Raw genomic sequence first — 15,055 nt, forward strand, 5'->3', positions numbered from 1 at the left:
ATACTCAGATGCCGCCTTCAAATTTCCAACTTGCCGGCTGGACGACCCGCAATCACCCTTCGGTAATGGAGCGGATGCTGCGCGGCTTGTCCGACCCGCAGATGATTTCCTTCGCTCTCGGTCTGCCCGCACCGGAGCTTTTACCGGCGAAGGAATTTGCCGTGTGCCTCGATCGGGTTTTACAAAAAAACGCGGTTTCGCTTCAGTATCAACCGCCCCTGCGGTCGCTCAAATCGCACATCGTCAGACTGATGAAAACGCGCGGAGTGGAAACCTCCGAGGATAACGTTTTTCTGACGAGCGGCGCGCAGCAGGGAGCAAATCTGCTGGTTCATCTGCTGTTGAACGTCCGGGGCGACGTTATACTGGAAGAAAAAACCTATACCGGATTTCAGCAGATTTTAAAGCCCTTCGATCCCCGTATTTTCGTGATCCCTTCCCTGCCGAATACCGGTTTCGATCTTGAGGCGCTGTCCGATCTGCTGGCAAGCGGAGTTCGACCGACCTTTTTCTATACCGTCGCCGACGGTCACAATCCGCTCTCCCTGAATCTCGATCTGGTTAAAAGGCAGTCACTGATTCGTCTGGCGCGAGCCTATAAATTCCCGATCATCGAGGATGATCCGTACGGTTTTTTAAATTACGACGAAATGCCGCTTCCGCCCCTGCTCGCTCTCGATTCCGAGTTCGTGTTGTATGTCGGAACCTTTTCGAAAATTCTCGCTCCGACACTCCGCACGGGATGGGTAATCGTGCCGGAGGAATTGATGCGCCAGTTAGGCAGCTTAAAGGAAGCTGCCGACATCAATACCGCAACTTTAAACCAGTTTCTGATCAACGAATTTTTCGAAACTCAGGATTTTACCTCGCATCTCTTGAATTTGAAAACCGAGTACGCCCGCCGGCGCAATTCTCTGAGCGAAGCCCTGATCGAAAAATTTCAAAGCTTTGCCCGCTGGCAAAATCCCGCAAACGGACTATTTACCTGGCTGGAATTTCCCGAATGGGTCGATACTGAAAAACTTCTCGAACATGCGCTGGCTTATCAAAAAGTGGCGTTCATTCCGGGTCATCTCTTTAACGTCAGCGAAAGCCGCGCCGGCTCGAACTGCGTTCGGCTCAATTTCACCCACGCTCGAACGGAAACGATTTTTGACGGCGTCGGGAAAATCGCATCGGCAATCGAAGAAATCGGTTTTCGATAAAAACGGTGAAATATACGCTCAACCTAAGCCGGCTATTTCGATTTGCCCGATGTCCCGATCTGATAAAAAATATGTTCTAAATATTTCGGTTTTATTTAACTTTTAATAAGTCGCGCGCGCAAAACCGAAACTATTTTTTAAGCATATTTGAGTTGTTTACTCGGATATGCTTTCATTTTATGCGTATATTCGCCATTTCCGATCTGCATACCGATTTCCAGGCAAACTGGCTGGAATTGCAGCAGAGTTCACAAACGCTCTTCAACGAGGATATTCTGATCGTTCCGGGCGACATCGCCGATCGGATGGAGGTTATTGTCAAAACCCTCGAGTTTTTAAAATCCATATTTCGCGAGGTTTGTTACGTTCCGGGAAACCACGAACTTTGGTCGAAGCGCGAATCGAAAACCTCGCTTCTGAAGTTAAAAGAAATCCTGGGTTTTTGCGAAAACAGCGGGATTCATACAAAACCAGTCCGGTTCGCGGACGTTTGGCTCGTTCCGCTTTTATCCTGGTATCAGACGGAAAAATTACCCGAGGCGATCGAAAAAGATGAAACACTCATGCTTTGGACGGATTTGTATTTTTGCGACTGGAAGGATATTCGGGGCTGCGTATCGGATTTTATGTCCGGAATGAATTTAGAGTCGATCAGCCGTCTTAAGGGCGGCAAGGTCATTTCATTTTCTCATTTTTTACCCCGCAGGGAACTTCTTCCCGATATGAGCAGAATCCGCTTTAAAGGTCTGGAATACGTTTCGGTTTGCCCGCAAATCCAGCAGCAAATTCAAATTCTCGACTCGAAAATACATATTTTCGGGCATACCCACATTAACTGCGATTTAATGATCGACGGTGTCAGATACGTCCAAAACGCCTTCGGCTATCCACGCGAAAAAGGACTGAAAAGGATCGATCCTTTCAAATATATTGCAAACGTCGAAGAGTTTTCCCGCTTTGAATAAGATTAAACAACCCCGAATTCGAAATTGTTTGCCGTTCGGTCGGGAGAGGCGGCGGTTTTGCTAAAATCCTGCTAAATATTCGTCGAATTTTTCAAAAATTTCCGCCGGCAGCGGCAAACTTTCAAGCCTGTGGACAACATAACTGCTGCCGTCATGCGGACCCGGTTTTGCTTTTTTTTCCAACAGTTTCAAGTCCATCAGCCAACGTTCCTGTTTGTAAAGCGTGGCGATCCCTTTAATGCCCGCCTTTGACATCAATTCATGATTTTTGATGCGCGCGCGTCCTTTCGAATCCGCCAACCGGATCAAAGTCGCGTAAAGTTTCAAAGAACTTGCCCGAAGGACGTCCGACAATTCGTAAATTTCTTCGATGCTTTCGGCGTCCAGCAATTTCAGCAATTCGTGTTCGGTCACCCGCGGGTTTTCCTTACCTTTACCCGTCATTTCAGGTAATTTTTTATTCGATTTGTCGGAAACCGCTGTTTTCGATTGAATGGTCGAAATTTCTTCCTTTTCAACCGGCTCTGGCGCTTTGTCTTTTTTGACTTTATTGAAACCGGCGGCTTTCCCTTCCGGATTTTCGTTCGATTCTACTTTTTTCTCGTCGGATGCGGTTTCTTCAATCAAATTCGTAAAGCCATCCGTTGATTTGATCGGCTCGGACAATATGATCGGAGTTAACGTAAATCCTCCTTTTCTCGCTTTTCCTTTTGCTGTCGTCATCTTACTTTTCCCTCCTAAACCATTTAATTACCTCGTCTGCCATTTTCTGATAATCGACCGCCGCCCGGCTGTTTTTATCATAGTCAAAGATCGTCTGATGATAGCCGCGGGCGTGACCCAGATTGGTATCCGTTCTGATCTGAGCGAAAAATTTGCCCTCAAAAGAAGATTTGCAATGCGACAAAATGGTTTCGGTAAGGGTTAAACGCCGATCCACTTTTGTCATGACCGCCCCCATCAGTCTCGTTTCAATTTCCAGCTTCTGACAAATTGCCTCCTTTGCCTTGATGAAATCGTCCACTCCCTCAACCGAATCAACACCGATCTCGATGGGAATCAAAATATCCGTCGAATACACCAGAGCGTTGACATTAACTATGGTCGAACCCGGACCGCAATCCAACATGATATAATCAAATCCTTCCAAACCTTTCATTGCCCGCGCCAAAGCCTTTTCCCGCCCGAATTCCCCTGCCAGCTCGGTTTCCAGCAAAGCCGTTGTTCTGTTGGACGGTAACAGAAAAAGATTTTCTCGCACCCGTGCGATACTTTCCTGCACCCGGCTGATACCTTTAATGACCGTATAAACCGTCGGAGTCAGTTCGTTCACCTCGTAACCCAAACCGCGCGTGGCATTTCCCTGCGGATCCAGATCCATAATCAAGACTCTTTTCCTTCGCAAAGCCAAAGCGTGTCCTAGATTTATGGCGGTTGTTGTTTTACCGACCCCGCCTTTGAATACTCCGATCATTATCTTTTTTGTCGAATTATTTATCATAACAAATATATGTGCAGAAATTTATAAACCATTGGTGTCGTTATGTCAAACAGGTAGTCTATAACAAAGTATTTATCCGGTCGTGTTAATATTCACAGTCAACATAACTTTAGTATATGCTTTACTAGTTCATTTGTTTTGTAATAGCTGTACTTCTTCTGAATATCTACTGAATATCACCTGTTCTTTATACAGGCATATTTATTGATAACAGGGTGTTTAGTTGATTTAATAAGTTATGTTACTGGAAAAAAAATAGGGTAAGAAACGTTGAAAATAATTTGGTTGATTACTTTTTAGGTACTTGATAGCCGCCGGTTCGATCGACTGTGCCGTGCCAATCATGTTGAATAAATATTTTATCGGGGTTTCTAAAATCGTTGGTGACCCATGGTTCATGCTGAAGAATATTCATTTTTTGCCGCCAAATGGCAATCATGGTTTCGATCATCGGAGCGCCGTGAAGAATTGGAAGAGGGAATTTAAGGGCGACTTCGCGATTAATGAGGGCACAGGCGGGATGCAGGTATTTGATACCGCGGGAAACGTTAAACCCGTCTTCATTGACATTTTGAACATCGCCGATTCCGTAACTTTCGGGTTTGATTTTCGAGTGCAAATCCTCGACAAAGCCGGGTTTTAGAACGATAAGATCCGAGTCCAGAAGAAGAATCTGATCGGATTTAATGGTTTTAAATGCATAAGCCATGCCCGGACCATGATGAATATTATAGGGAAAATGATGGATTTGAACTTTAAAGCGATTTGTAAATCCGGAAATAAGGGAGTAATTAAATTCGTCGGAGCCGTCCACGACAATAAACGGCAAATCATAAAATTTTCGAAAGGAGAAAAGCAGTCTTTCGAGAAAATCCGGGGTATTGTAATTAACGGTCAAAGCTGTAATTTTCATCGGTTAAAAACAAATTTTAAAGAAGCCGAATGGAAATCGTAAAAGAAATAAAAGGCAGCCGGAAAACTTCGATTCTCGAAAGATACGACAAAATATTATGGATTACAAGTAAAAAATTCAATGGAAATTGTTATTTGGTGAAAATTAAAATACCTGAAAAGAAAGTTTGACCGGTGAGGATTGAGGTTGCCGGGAGCGAAAAAAGAGCCCCGAAAGATAAAGTAAATTTAGAGATAAAGTATTGACTTTGCTTTTTTACTCATGGTAGATTGTTTCAACCATCGTAATAATTTTTAAAGAAAACTTTAAAAAAACATCCTGGTGAAATCATATTTCCGACTGCGGTAGCTATAACCAAAAACATTCGATTCTCTTTCTTCCTTGTAAATTTTTGGAATCAAAATCAACAAAAAATTCTGTTTCCTTTCAGAAATCAAAAAAACTCGCGATCGCGTGATTCTTGTCTGTATTAACGACATTACAAAAAAGTTAAAGCCGCTGTTTCAAGGCGAAAATGAGGTTATGAAAATAAATGAATCATTGGATTTGAAGTACGGCAAAGGAACGATCAAATTCGGGTTTGAAAGGGATAAATTCGAGATTCTCGAACCCGTCAGAGTCCGGGAGAGAAAATTGAGCGACGCCGAAATATTAAAATCCATGGCTGACCCGATAGAATCCGAGGAACTGGCGAATATAGTGAAACCCGGGGAAAAGATTTTAATCGCGGTGCCGGATGCAACCAGATTAGTTGGGTCAACTAGAATCTGTCGGCTGGTCGCGGATTTGTTGGGAAAAAACGGAATTGCAAAAAACGACGTAAAGTTTTTAATCGGCGGCGGCATTCACAGAAAACCGACGCCCCGGGAGATTGAATGGGTACTCGGAAGAGAAATTTCGGAAAATTACGAAGTTCAGTGTCATGATGCCGTTGACGAATCGAGACTGGCAGAAATTTGTGTAACAAGTCGGGGAACGCGAGTTAAGGTCAATGCAGAATTGTTGAAAGCAGATCAAGTTATTCAAATAGGCGGAATAGGTTTTCATTATATTGCGGGGTTTTCGGGGGGGCGAAAAGTTATTTTGCCCGGCTGTGCCGGAGAAAGTACGATTCAGCAAAACCACAAGCTGGCTTTTGACCGGAATACGTTGGAAAAAACGGTCGGAATTGAATCGGGCAACCTCGAAAATAATCCGGTTCATGCCGACATGATCGAGGCGGTTAGTTTTTTGCAGCCTTCATTTGCGATTAACACGGTAATAAACCAAAGAAATGAATTAACGAAAATCTATTGCGGACACTGGAAAAATTCACATCTTGAAGGATGCCGGGAATATTACGAAAAAAATATTTGCGACTTCAAAGCCAAACGAGGAATGACAATCGTCAGCGCGGGCGGCTTTCCGAGAGACGCCAATTTGACACAATCTCACAAAGCGATGGAACATGCCGCAGGGACATTGAAAGAGAACGGCGCAATGATCGTGCTGGCGGAATGTGTCGACGGTCTGGGAAGACGGGATTTTCTGGATTGGTTCGTCCCCGGCGGGTCAGATGGAACGGCGAAAAAGCTGTTGGAAAATTACAAGGTTTACGGGCAGACGGTTTGGGGAATTCGCTGGAAGACCGAGAAATTCAGGGTTTTTTTGATTTCCGAGATCGAACCGAAGCTGGTTGAAAGGATGGGGATGATTCCAAGCAGAACGATCGAGGAAGCGATTGAAAAATTCGGCGCGCAAACCGACGGCTACATCATCCCGCGGGGTCTGACGACTTTGCCGCAATTGCAGAAAAAAGCAACGGTCGGGAATTGATTTATGATAAGCCGGAAGAACGATTGGTTCAGGATTTTTGCTCCCCGACCGGAAGCGATTTGCCGGTTGTTTTGTTTTCACTATGCGGGTGGCGGGGCTTCGATGTTTCATTCCTGGCTGCGTCATCTCCCGGAAGATATCGAGATGGTGGCTGTCCAGCTGCCGGGTCGGGAGAACCGGTTTTTGGAAACTCCGGTCAAGAACCTGGGTGATCTCATAAAAAAATTGTATTCGGAAACCGCCCCGCTGCTCCATAAGCCCTTTATCGTTTTCGGACACAGCATGGGCGCACTGATCGGATTCGAATGGACGCATTATCTGGCGGAAAATCAAAAACAAACGCCGGAAAGATTGATTGTTTCCGGACGGCAGTCGCCGCATTTACCGCGAAAATTTCCGCCGATTCATCATTTGCCGGAGGAAGAATTTATCAGGGAAATAGTAAAATTTGACGGGATCCCCGCTGAAATTCTGAATGATGTCGAACTGCGGGCTTTGTTTTTCCCGACTCTCCGGGCTGATCTTGAAATGTGTGAAAAATACGTCTTCCGGGAAAAAGCCAAACTCAAGGTGCCGATCAGCGTTTACGGCGGAAAAACGGATGCCGGGGTAAATGAAAAAGAACTTGCGGCTTGGGAACGCGTCACCGAAAATTACGCCGGGCTAAAGTTATTCGAAGGCGATCATTTTTATTTCAGAAACTCACGCGAGGCGTTTCTGAACAGCTTCGCCGAGGAGCTGGAAGCCGCCGTCAAAAATATGAGGTTAAAAAAAAGCTCGGCAATTTTTTTCAGCAAACCGAATTTATAAGTTCGTTCGAAAACCGAATCCTGCATTTCTCCGCAAATAAAAGTGTTGACCACAAAAAATCATAATTTGAAGGATTTAGATAATGAGGAAACTTTTGTCGCTCTGCTCGACTATCGTGCCGGGAAAACCTCCGATAAAGGTTTTTACTTTTACCGGGACCGAACAAGCTTCGATTTTTTAAGTTTTAAAGCCTTGTCGGTAAAGTCTCGTGCGATTGCTTTCGAAATCCGTAAATATTGCGAAAAAGGGGCGCGGGCGCTGCTTTTTTATCCACAGGGTTTGGAGTATATAACGGCGTTTTTCGGATGCCTGTACGCGGGAGTAATAGCGGTTCCGGTCTATCCGCCGCGAAATAACCGGAATTTTGAAAGACTCGACTCCATCATCCAAAACTCGGGGGCGGAGCTGGCACTGACGACCGGAAATTTATCGAACACCGTCGGTCAATTAATCAATGACGGCGAGAAGTATAAAAATTTAACGCTGGTCGAAACAGACTGTTTGAATGAAGAACAGGGGCAAAACTGGGCAAATATTAAAATTGACTCCGCCGATATTGCGTTTCTTCAATACACTTCAGGCTCGACCGGAAACCCGCGCGGCGTCATCGTTAAACACGAAAACCTCTTCCATAATTCATCTTTGATGAAAACGGCGTTTGAATACGATACGGAAAGTCATTGCGTCAGCTGGCTGCCGATGTACCACGACATGGGTTTGATCGGCAGCATTCTCCAGCCGATTTACGGAGGTTATTCCTGCTCGATCATTTCGCCCGCTGCCTTTTTGCAAACGCCTGTCAAATGGCTGCAGCTGGTCTCTGACCGGAAGGCGACCATCAGCGGGTCGCCGAATTTCGGGTACGAACTCTGCGTCAAAAAAATCGTTGCGGAAGAATTAAAGGGGTTGGATCTGAGCAGCTGGAAAATCGCTTTCAACGGTTCGGAACCGGTGAGTAGCGAAACGATGCGGGCATTTTCCGAAAAATTCGCCGTTTGCGGGTTCGATCCGAAAGCCTTTTTCCCGTGCTACGGTCTGGCGGAAACGACGCTGTTCGTTTCCGGCGGAAAAGCCGGTGAAGGAACGACAGATTCCCGGCTCGGTTTATCCGAAGAAAAGAATCCTGATCCGGCATCCGGTTCGAGCGTCGGAGCCGGGGATTTCGTCTCGTCCGGTAAAATTTACGATGCGGAACAAAGCGTCATAATATTCGATCCGACTGCCGGAAAAGAAGCTGCCGAGAATGAAATCGGCGAAATCTGGGTGCGCGGAAAAAGCGTCGCGGACGGATATTGGAATAACCCTGAAGAAACCGAAAAAGTCTTTCGTGCGAGGCTTCCGGGAAAAAGCGAAGACCACTTAGCGACCGGTGACCTGGGCTTTAAGCGTGACGGAATGCTTTACGTCACCGGACGCATAAAGGATTTAATCATCGTTCGCGGCGTCAACCATTACCCCCAGGACATCGAGCAGACGGTTGTCGGTCTCGATCCGACTTTTGCCTCGAACGGCTGCGCGGCTTTTTCGATCAACGAAGCGCGGGAAGAATATCTGGTCGTCGTGCTGGAGATCAGACGCCCTCGAAAATATGAGCTGGCGGATTTGAGAACCGCGATCAGCCGTGCGATTGCTTTCAAACACGGAATCGAACCGAGAAAAATATTATTTACCAAGCCGAATTCGATTCCCAAAACGACGAGCGGAAAAATTCAACGCTTCCGTTGTCGAGAGCGGTTTCTCGACGGCTCGATTGAGGAAATAGCGCAGAAAAATGAAGGGGCGCTAAAATCCGGGTCGCCCGAAAATACGGAAATTCCGCCGGCAGAAGTCGGAGAAAAGAAAATCGCGGGATTATATGCCGACCTGAACGACTGGCTGTCGAAAGACGAAAACTCGAACCGGATCGTCGAACAACCGAACGGTTTTGCCGCTTTCGGAAAGTATGAACTGAGCGGGCTGGATTCGCTGCGGATTTTGGAATTGATCCATCTTTTTGAGAAAAACAATCGGGCGATCGGTTTCACGGAAATCGAAGAAAGCACGACTCTGGGCGAATTGCTGGAAAAAGCGGGAGAAATTTCGCAGGAATCCGGTGAAAAGTTTGACGAGGTTTTAAGATCGGATGTCTGGCAGACCCTGTCTTACGGTCAGCAAGGATTTTGGTTCCGCCACCAGCTTTATAAGAAATATTCGCCGGACAACGTGATAATCGCTCTGCGGATTAAAAACGATTGCGACATCGAAATATTCGGAAAAGCTTTTGAAAAGGTCGTTGCCCGGCACGAAATTTTAAGAATGGGTTTCGTGTTACAGGAAAACGAATTAAAAAGCCGATTTTGGGAAAGCCCGAAAACCGTGCCGGAAGTTCTGGGTTTGACCGACAGCGGGGAGGACTTTGCCGAAACAATCGCCGAATTCGCTTACGAAAAATTTGAAATCGAGGAAAAACCGCTTTTTCAGATTCGTTTATTCAAATCGAACGATGCCGGCAGGGTGCTGGTCATAAAGTTTCATCACAGCGTGGTCGATTACTGGTCGCTGCGCATCATCGCGGCGGAACTCGATTTTTATTACCGCTGCGTCGAAGAGAAAGACGAACGCGAAATTCCGGAGCCGGCAGCGCAATTTGCCGAATTTGCAGCTTGGCAAAATAACTGGGTGGAAAGCCCAAAGGGAAAGGAGGCTTTGACTTTTTGGGGGAAAAAATTAAGCGGAGATTTGCCAGTTTTCTCCTTTCCGATCAGGAAAAACAACGCGGCGGAGCCGGTTTTCAAAGGCGAAAAAATTGATTTCGTCCTGGATCCGGTTTTGGGCGCTGAGTTGCGAAGGTTTTGTCGTCGTCAAAAAACGACGCTTTTTAAGGTCGTTTTGGCTTCATATTTTTCGATACTTTACCGCCTGACCGGGCAGCCGGAACAGATCGTCGGGACGCCGTTTTCAGGCAGAACCTCGATCCGCTGGACGAGCGCCGTCGGGTATTTCGTAAATCCCCTGCCGCTCAGATTAAGCATTTCCGAGCGAGACAATTTTATCGGAATTCTAAAAATACTCGAAAGGGAAATCGGCGAGAGCAAAAAACACCAGAATTACCCGTTTCACCTGCTCGTCGAAAAACTTCAGCCGAAGCGGGCAAAGGGAAAAAGTCCGATCTTTCAAACGATGTTCGTTTTTCAAAATCAGATCGAAAACGATTCTTTGAACGCTTTGGCGCTCGGCGCGCAGAAGGAAACGATAAAAATCGGCAGCGCCGAGTTCGAGGGGTTTGATTTGCCATTACTGGCTTCGCAATTCGAACTGGCACTGCATGTTTCGGAAACGAAAGACGGTATTCTCGGAAAATTCGAGTTCGATGCGGATTTGTTCGAAAGAGAGACGATCGAAAAACTGATCGGTTTTTGGTCGAATTTGTTGAAAAATTCGGTCGAAAATCCGGAAACTCCGATTAACGGGCTGTCGATTCTCGATCAAAGCGAAGCCGCCAGCCTGACTTCGAGCCTTTCCGGGAATCGTGCGGCGGTGCCCGATTCAAAACTGATCCAGCATTTTTTTGAAGAGCAGGCAGAAAAAACGCCTGACGCCGAGGCGGTCGTTTCGGAAAGCGGAAAAATAACTTACCGCGAATTGAACGAAAAAGCCGAGCATCTGGCGGACGTTCTGATCCGCGCCGGCATCGGCGGAGAAAAGCCGGTCGGAATCTGTCTGCCGCGAACGACGGATTTACCGGTTAGTATCCTGGCGGTTTTCAAAGCCGGCGGGGCATACGTGCCGCTCGACTCCAATTACCCCGTTGAGAGGCTTCGATATATCGTCGAGGATTCGGGGATCGAGACGGTCATCACGTGCAGGGAAAGCGCCGGAATATGGACGGATAAAATCGCCCGCCGCATATTGATCGAGGAAAGCGAAATCCGGATAAACGGCGCAGGGCGGCGAAAAAGGGCTGTCAAAAACTTTCCCGGCAATCTGGCTTATATTATTTACACTTCCGGTTCGACCGGTTTGCCGAAAGGCGTCGCGATTGAACATCGGAGCGTCGTCGCCTTCTTGCAATGGTGCCGGAATTACTTCCCCCCGGAAACCTTCCGTCAAACATTGGCTTCGACCTCGCTGAATTTCGATCTTTCGATTTTCGAGCTGCTCGCCCCGTTATCTACCGGCGGTACGGTCGTGATGTCGGAAAACGCGTTGTTTTTGCCGGAAGTAATGAAAAAACGAGAAATTTCGCTGGTCAACACGGTTCCGTCGGCAATCGCCGAACTGGTCAGAACGAAAAATTTGCCGCGAAATATCAGGACGATCAATCTCGCGGGCGAGCCGCTGCCGAAATGGCTGGCGAATTCGTTATACGTCGATTTCGGCGTTGAAAACGTTTTCAATCTCTACGGTCCTTCGGAGGACACGACCTATTCGACCGTCGCCCGAATCGAGCCGAAGGCGGAGAAAATAACTATCGGGACGCCGTTGGAAAATACCCGTATTTATCTTCTGAATCAAAGCCTACAGCTTGTTCCGGAAGGTTATAAGGGGGAAATTTACATCAGCGGTCAAGGTTTGGCGAGAGGTTATTTCGGAAAGTCGGAGATGACCGCCGAGCGGTTTTTGCCGGATCCCTTTGCAAACGAGCCGGGCGGCAGAATGTACAAAACCGGCGATCTCGGGCGTTTCTTGGCGGACGGCAGGCTGGAATATCTCGGCAGGTCGGACAGCCAGGTAAAAATTCGCGGCTTTCGGATTGAACTCGGCGAAATTGAAACCGTACTGACGGAACATCCGGCGGTCGGTGAAGCGGTCGTGATGACGGTTGAAAAGCATCAGGGGATTATTCAGTTAGCGGGTTTTCTGGTTTTAAACTCAGCTCGCCGCGAAGAATTTTCGGTCGGCGAATTAAAATCATTTCTCCAAACGAAACTTCCCGAATTTATGGTCCCGCAGTATTTTTCGATACTGGAAACCATGCCGCTGACGCCGAACGGCAAAATCGACCGGAGCCGGCTGCGAAATCTGAAATTCGATCAGCCCGCGCCCGAAAACGCTTTTGTCGAGCCGCGAAACCGGATTGAAGCCGAACTTGCCGGAATTTGGAAGGAAGTTTTGAAATTGGAACGGGTCGGGGTGGAAAGCAATTTTTTCGAATTGGGCGGAACCTCGCTCCACCTGATGCAAATCGCCTCGCGTATTAGGGAACTTTACCCGCGAGAAATGTCGTTCCGGAAACTCTTTAACTCATTCACGATTGAAGAGCAAGCCAGGCTGCTCGCAACAGAGCCTTCGCTGCCGCCGGCTGTCAATGAACGTGACGCGATTTCCCCGGTGGCGCGCACGAACCGGAAGGCGGTAATTACGATCGAATAAAAAGTCCGACGAACTGACGATAATTATGACCGATTTAAGTCTGAAGGTTTCTGAATCAGCCGGCGTTTCCAACGGAAACAATAGCGAAGTCTTTGTGCTTCCGATGTCTTATGCGCAGCAGAGATTGTGGTTCGTCCAAAATCTCACTCCGCAGAGCAATCAATACAACGTTGCCGGAAAACTGACCTTTGCCGGCGGGTTGAGTGAAGAGCTGTTGAAAAGGTCTTTCGAATATTTAACCGAACGTTATGAAATCCTCAGAACGAACTTTAAATTAATCGATGATGAACCGTCGCAGATCATTTTCGCGCAGTCGCCGGTTGATTTCGAAAGAACGAGCCTCAACGAATCGAGCGGGGACGAAAAGGCGGAACTTTGTCGAAGTTTGATAAACGAAGCGGTCAATCGTCCTTTCGATCTCGAACGGGACCGGCTGCTGAGGGTAAGACTCATCGTTGAATCGGAAAATTCGCATGTCCTGATCGTCGTCATGCATCATATCATTTGCGATGGATGGTCGCTGCAGCTTTTGATTGATGAACTGTCATGCATTTATGAAGCGCTGGCGAAAGGTTCGCAGGTCGCACTTCCCGAACTGTCGATTCAATACGGCGATTATGCGGTTTGGCAGCGAACCGAACGCCAGAGCATGAAATACAAGCAAACCTTCGAGTATTGGCGCGATCTATTTTCCGAAAAACCTCCCAGATTGGAATTGCCCCTCAAAACCGGAAAAATCTCCAAAAATTCAGACCGCAGCAAAAAAATCGGCGTCGAAATTCCGCCCGATCTCAGCGCTCGGCTGGAGACTTTCTGCCGGGAAAAACAATTGACCCGGAATATGATCTTGCTGGCTGGTTTCAGTCTTCTGATGCAGAAATATACAGGGCAAAAAGAATTCGTCATCGGAATGCCCTTTGCCAATCGAACGAAATCGGAGCTCGAAAACCAGGTCGGGTTTTTTGTAAATCTGCTGCCGCTGAAAACGAATTTGAAAGCCTGTCGAAGCGTCGGGGAACTGCTCGAAAGAACCAAATCCACGATGCTGGAAGCCATCGAGCACCAGGACATTCCGTTTGAAAAAATAATCGAGTGGCTCGAAATCGAAAGAAACGTCAACCAAACGCCGCTGATCGACGTCGTCTTTGATTATCAGAATTCGATTCCCGGAACAGTCGGTTTCGGTCGGGTAACGGCTGAAATCGAACAATTGTCCACTGAAACCGCAAAATTCGACCTCACCCTTTATCTCGAAAATCGGGAATTCGGGATCACCGGGTATTTCGAATATTTGGGGGAGCTCTTCGAAGATTGGGTGATTGAGGGCATGGCTGCAAATTTCGTTCGGATTTTGTCGGGAATTCTTACGGAAGATCAACGAAGTTTGAGCAGCATCAGCCAATTAACAAAATCTGAAGAAGAGGAAATGGTAAGCGCAATGAGCGGGGTTGGTGCGGCAGCGGGCGAGGGGTCGAATCTGACGGCGGAGATTCTGCGGCGGTGTTACGCGCATCCGTCGGCGACGGCGATCGTCGAGGCAGAGCGGCGCTTCAGTTACGGCGAGCTGGCGGCAGAGGCGCTGCGTGTGGCGCGGCTCGTTGGGGCGCGCGGCGTTTGCGAGGAGCAGATTGCGGCGATCATTCTGCCGCGGTCGGTCGAATACGTCTGTGCGGCGCTCGGCGTGTGGCTGGCTGGCGGGGCGTATCTGCCGATCGACGAGCAGCTGCCGCCGCATCGTCAGGAGTATCTGTGTCGGGACGCGGGCGTGCGCGTGATTGTCTGTCGTCAGGCAGAGGCGGCGCGGTATGGCGGCTGGGGCGCGGAGGTCGTCGGATACGACGCCCGGACGAGCGGCGGGCAGGACGAGGCGGCGCAGTGGTCGTGGCAGGCGTGTGGCTGGCGCGACGAGAAGCGCGAGCTGGCGTATGTCATTTACACGAGCGGGACGAGCGGGAAGCCGAAAGGCGTGGGGATCGAGCGGAGGAATCTGCGGAATCTGATCGAGTGGCATAAGCTCAGCTATGAGGTGAGCGAGCAGAGCACAGGGGCTTTGCTGGCGAGCACGGGTTTCGACGCCTCGGTGTGGGAGTTGTGGGTTTATCTGGAGGCGGGCGCTCGCGTGGTGGTGATCGGCGACGAGGAGCGGATGGACGTGCGCGAGGTAGGGCGGACGGTGGAGCGCGAAGGGGTGACGCATTTATTTTTGCCGACGCCGCTGCTCGAGGAAGCGCTGTCGCAGGGGACGGCGCTGGCGGCGAAATACGTGTTGACGGGGGGCGAGAAGCTGGTGCGAGGTGCGAATCGTGAGCTGAGCGGGCGGCTGTATAATCATTACGGACCGACCGAGACGACGGTGGTGGCGACGGCGGCGGCGGTCGCCGAGGAGGGGGAGGAGCCGCTGATCGGGAGGGGGATCGGGAACGTGCGGGTGTATGTGCTGGACGAGGAGCTGCGGATGACGGCGGCTGGGGTTTGTGGGGAGCTGTATATCGGC

At 48.6% G+C, this 15,055-nt stretch carries 9 protein-coding genes; 6 read left to right on the plus strand and 3 right to left on the minus strand.

All coding sequences use genetic code 11. The features are described 5' to 3' along the window. The first annotated feature begins 8 nt into the window (after positions 1 to 8). Both H6S82_RS00530 and H6S82_RS00535 read left to right on the plus strand, forming a co-directional pair. Complete coding sequence (locus H6S82_RS00530) at positions 9 to 1,205, plus strand: PLP-dependent aminotransferase family protein (RefSeq protein ID WP_191055928.1); 1,197 nt, start codon at positions 9 to 11, stop codon at positions 1,203 to 1,205. 179 nt (positions 1,206 to 1,384) lie between these two features. Then, positions 1,385 to 2,170: a metallophosphoesterase gene (locus H6S82_RS00535; RefSeq protein ID WP_191055929.1), complete on the plus strand. Its 786-nt coding sequence runs from the start codon at positions 1,385 to 1,387 to the stop codon at positions 2,168 to 2,170. A gap of 60 nt (positions 2,171 to 2,230) precedes the next feature. Here the strand turns inward: H6S82_RS00535 and H6S82_RS00540 are convergent, their stop codons facing one another. The 3 genes from H6S82_RS00540 to H6S82_RS00550 form a co-directional block, all read right to left on the minus strand. Next, positions 2,231 to 2,893: a hypothetical protein gene (locus tag H6S82_RS00540; RefSeq protein WP_191055930.1), complete on the minus strand. Its 663-nt coding sequence runs from the start codon at positions 2,891 to 2,893 to the stop codon at positions 2,231 to 2,233. 1 nt (position 2,894) lies between these two features. Continuing rightward, on the minus strand, positions 2,895 to 3,671 hold the full coding sequence (locus tag H6S82_RS00545) for a ParA family protein (protein ID WP_347339445.1): 777 nt from the start codon (positions 3,669 to 3,671) through the stop codon (positions 2,895 to 2,897). 289 nt (positions 3,672 to 3,960) lie between these two features. Continuing rightward, positions 3,961 to 4,584: a glycosyltransferase gene (locus H6S82_RS00550; RefSeq protein WP_191055932.1), complete on the minus strand. Its 624-nt coding sequence runs from the start codon at positions 4,582 to 4,584 to the stop codon at positions 3,961 to 3,963. Between the two features lie 522 nt (positions 4,585 to 5,106). On the opposite strand from H6S82_RS00550, the gene larA reads away from it, so the two are divergent. The 4 genes from larA to H6S82_RS00570 all read left to right on the plus strand — a co-directional run. Next, the gene (gene larA, locus H6S82_RS00555) at positions 5,107 to 6,399 is read left to right on the plus strand and encodes a nickel-dependent lactate racemase (RefSeq protein WP_191055933.1); all 1,293 of its coding nucleotides are present in this window, start codon (positions 5,107 to 5,109) and stop codon (positions 6,397 to 6,399) included. A 3-nt stretch (positions 6,400 to 6,402) separates the two neighbouring features. Further along, positions 6,403 to 7,209 (plus strand): alpha/beta fold hydrolase, encoded by an 807-nt coding sequence (locus H6S82_RS00560; RefSeq protein ID WP_191055934.1) that lies wholly within the window; start codon positions 6,403 to 6,405, stop codon positions 7,207 to 7,209. Positions 7,210 to 7,275: 66 nt separating this feature from the next. Next, positions 7,276 to 12,561, plus strand: coding sequence for a non-ribosomal peptide synthetase (locus H6S82_RS00565; RefSeq protein ID WP_191055935.1), 5,286 nt, complete (start codon positions 7,276 to 7,278; stop codon positions 12,559 to 12,561). 25 nt (positions 12,562 to 12,586) lie between these two features. After that, positions 12,587 to 15,055: condensation domain-containing protein (locus H6S82_RS00570; protein WP_191055936.1), on the plus strand; the 2,469-nt coding region annotated here is incomplete at its 3' end.

Origin of the sequence: Planktothrix sp. FACHB-1355, assembly GCF_014748295.1 — a bacterium.
Lineage (GTDB): Bacteria > Cyanobacteriota > Cyanobacteriia > Cyanobacteriales > Aerosakkonemataceae > Aerosakkonema > Aerosakkonema funiforme_A.

Excerpts from the sequence above, each read along its gene's own strand:
- H6S82_RS00530 (WP_191055928.1), top strand. The coding sequence starts at position 9 with ATGCCGCCTTCAAATTTCCAACTTGCCGGCTGGACGACCCGCAATCAC.
- H6S82_RS00535 (WP_191055929.1), top strand. The coding sequence starts at position 1,385 with ATGCGTATATTCGCCATTTCCGATCTGCATACCGATTTCCAGGCAAAC.
- H6S82_RS00540 (WP_191055930.1), bottom strand. The coding sequence starts at position 2,893 with ATGACGACAGCAAAAGGAAAAGCGAGAAAAGGAGGATTTACGTTAACT.
- H6S82_RS00545 (WP_347339445.1), bottom strand. The coding sequence starts at position 3,671 with ATGATAAATAATTCGACAAAAAAGATAATGATCGGAGTATTCAAAGGC.
- H6S82_RS00550 (WP_191055932.1), bottom strand. The coding sequence starts at position 4,584 with ATGAAAATTACAGCTTTGACCGTTAATTACAATACCCCGGATTTTCTC.
- larA (WP_191055933.1), top strand. The coding sequence starts at position 5,107 with ATGAAAATAAATGAATCATTGGATTTGAAGTACGGCAAAGGAACGATC.
- H6S82_RS00560 (WP_191055934.1), top strand. The coding sequence starts at position 6,403 with ATGATAAGCCGGAAGAACGATTGGTTCAGGATTTTTGCTCCCCGACCG.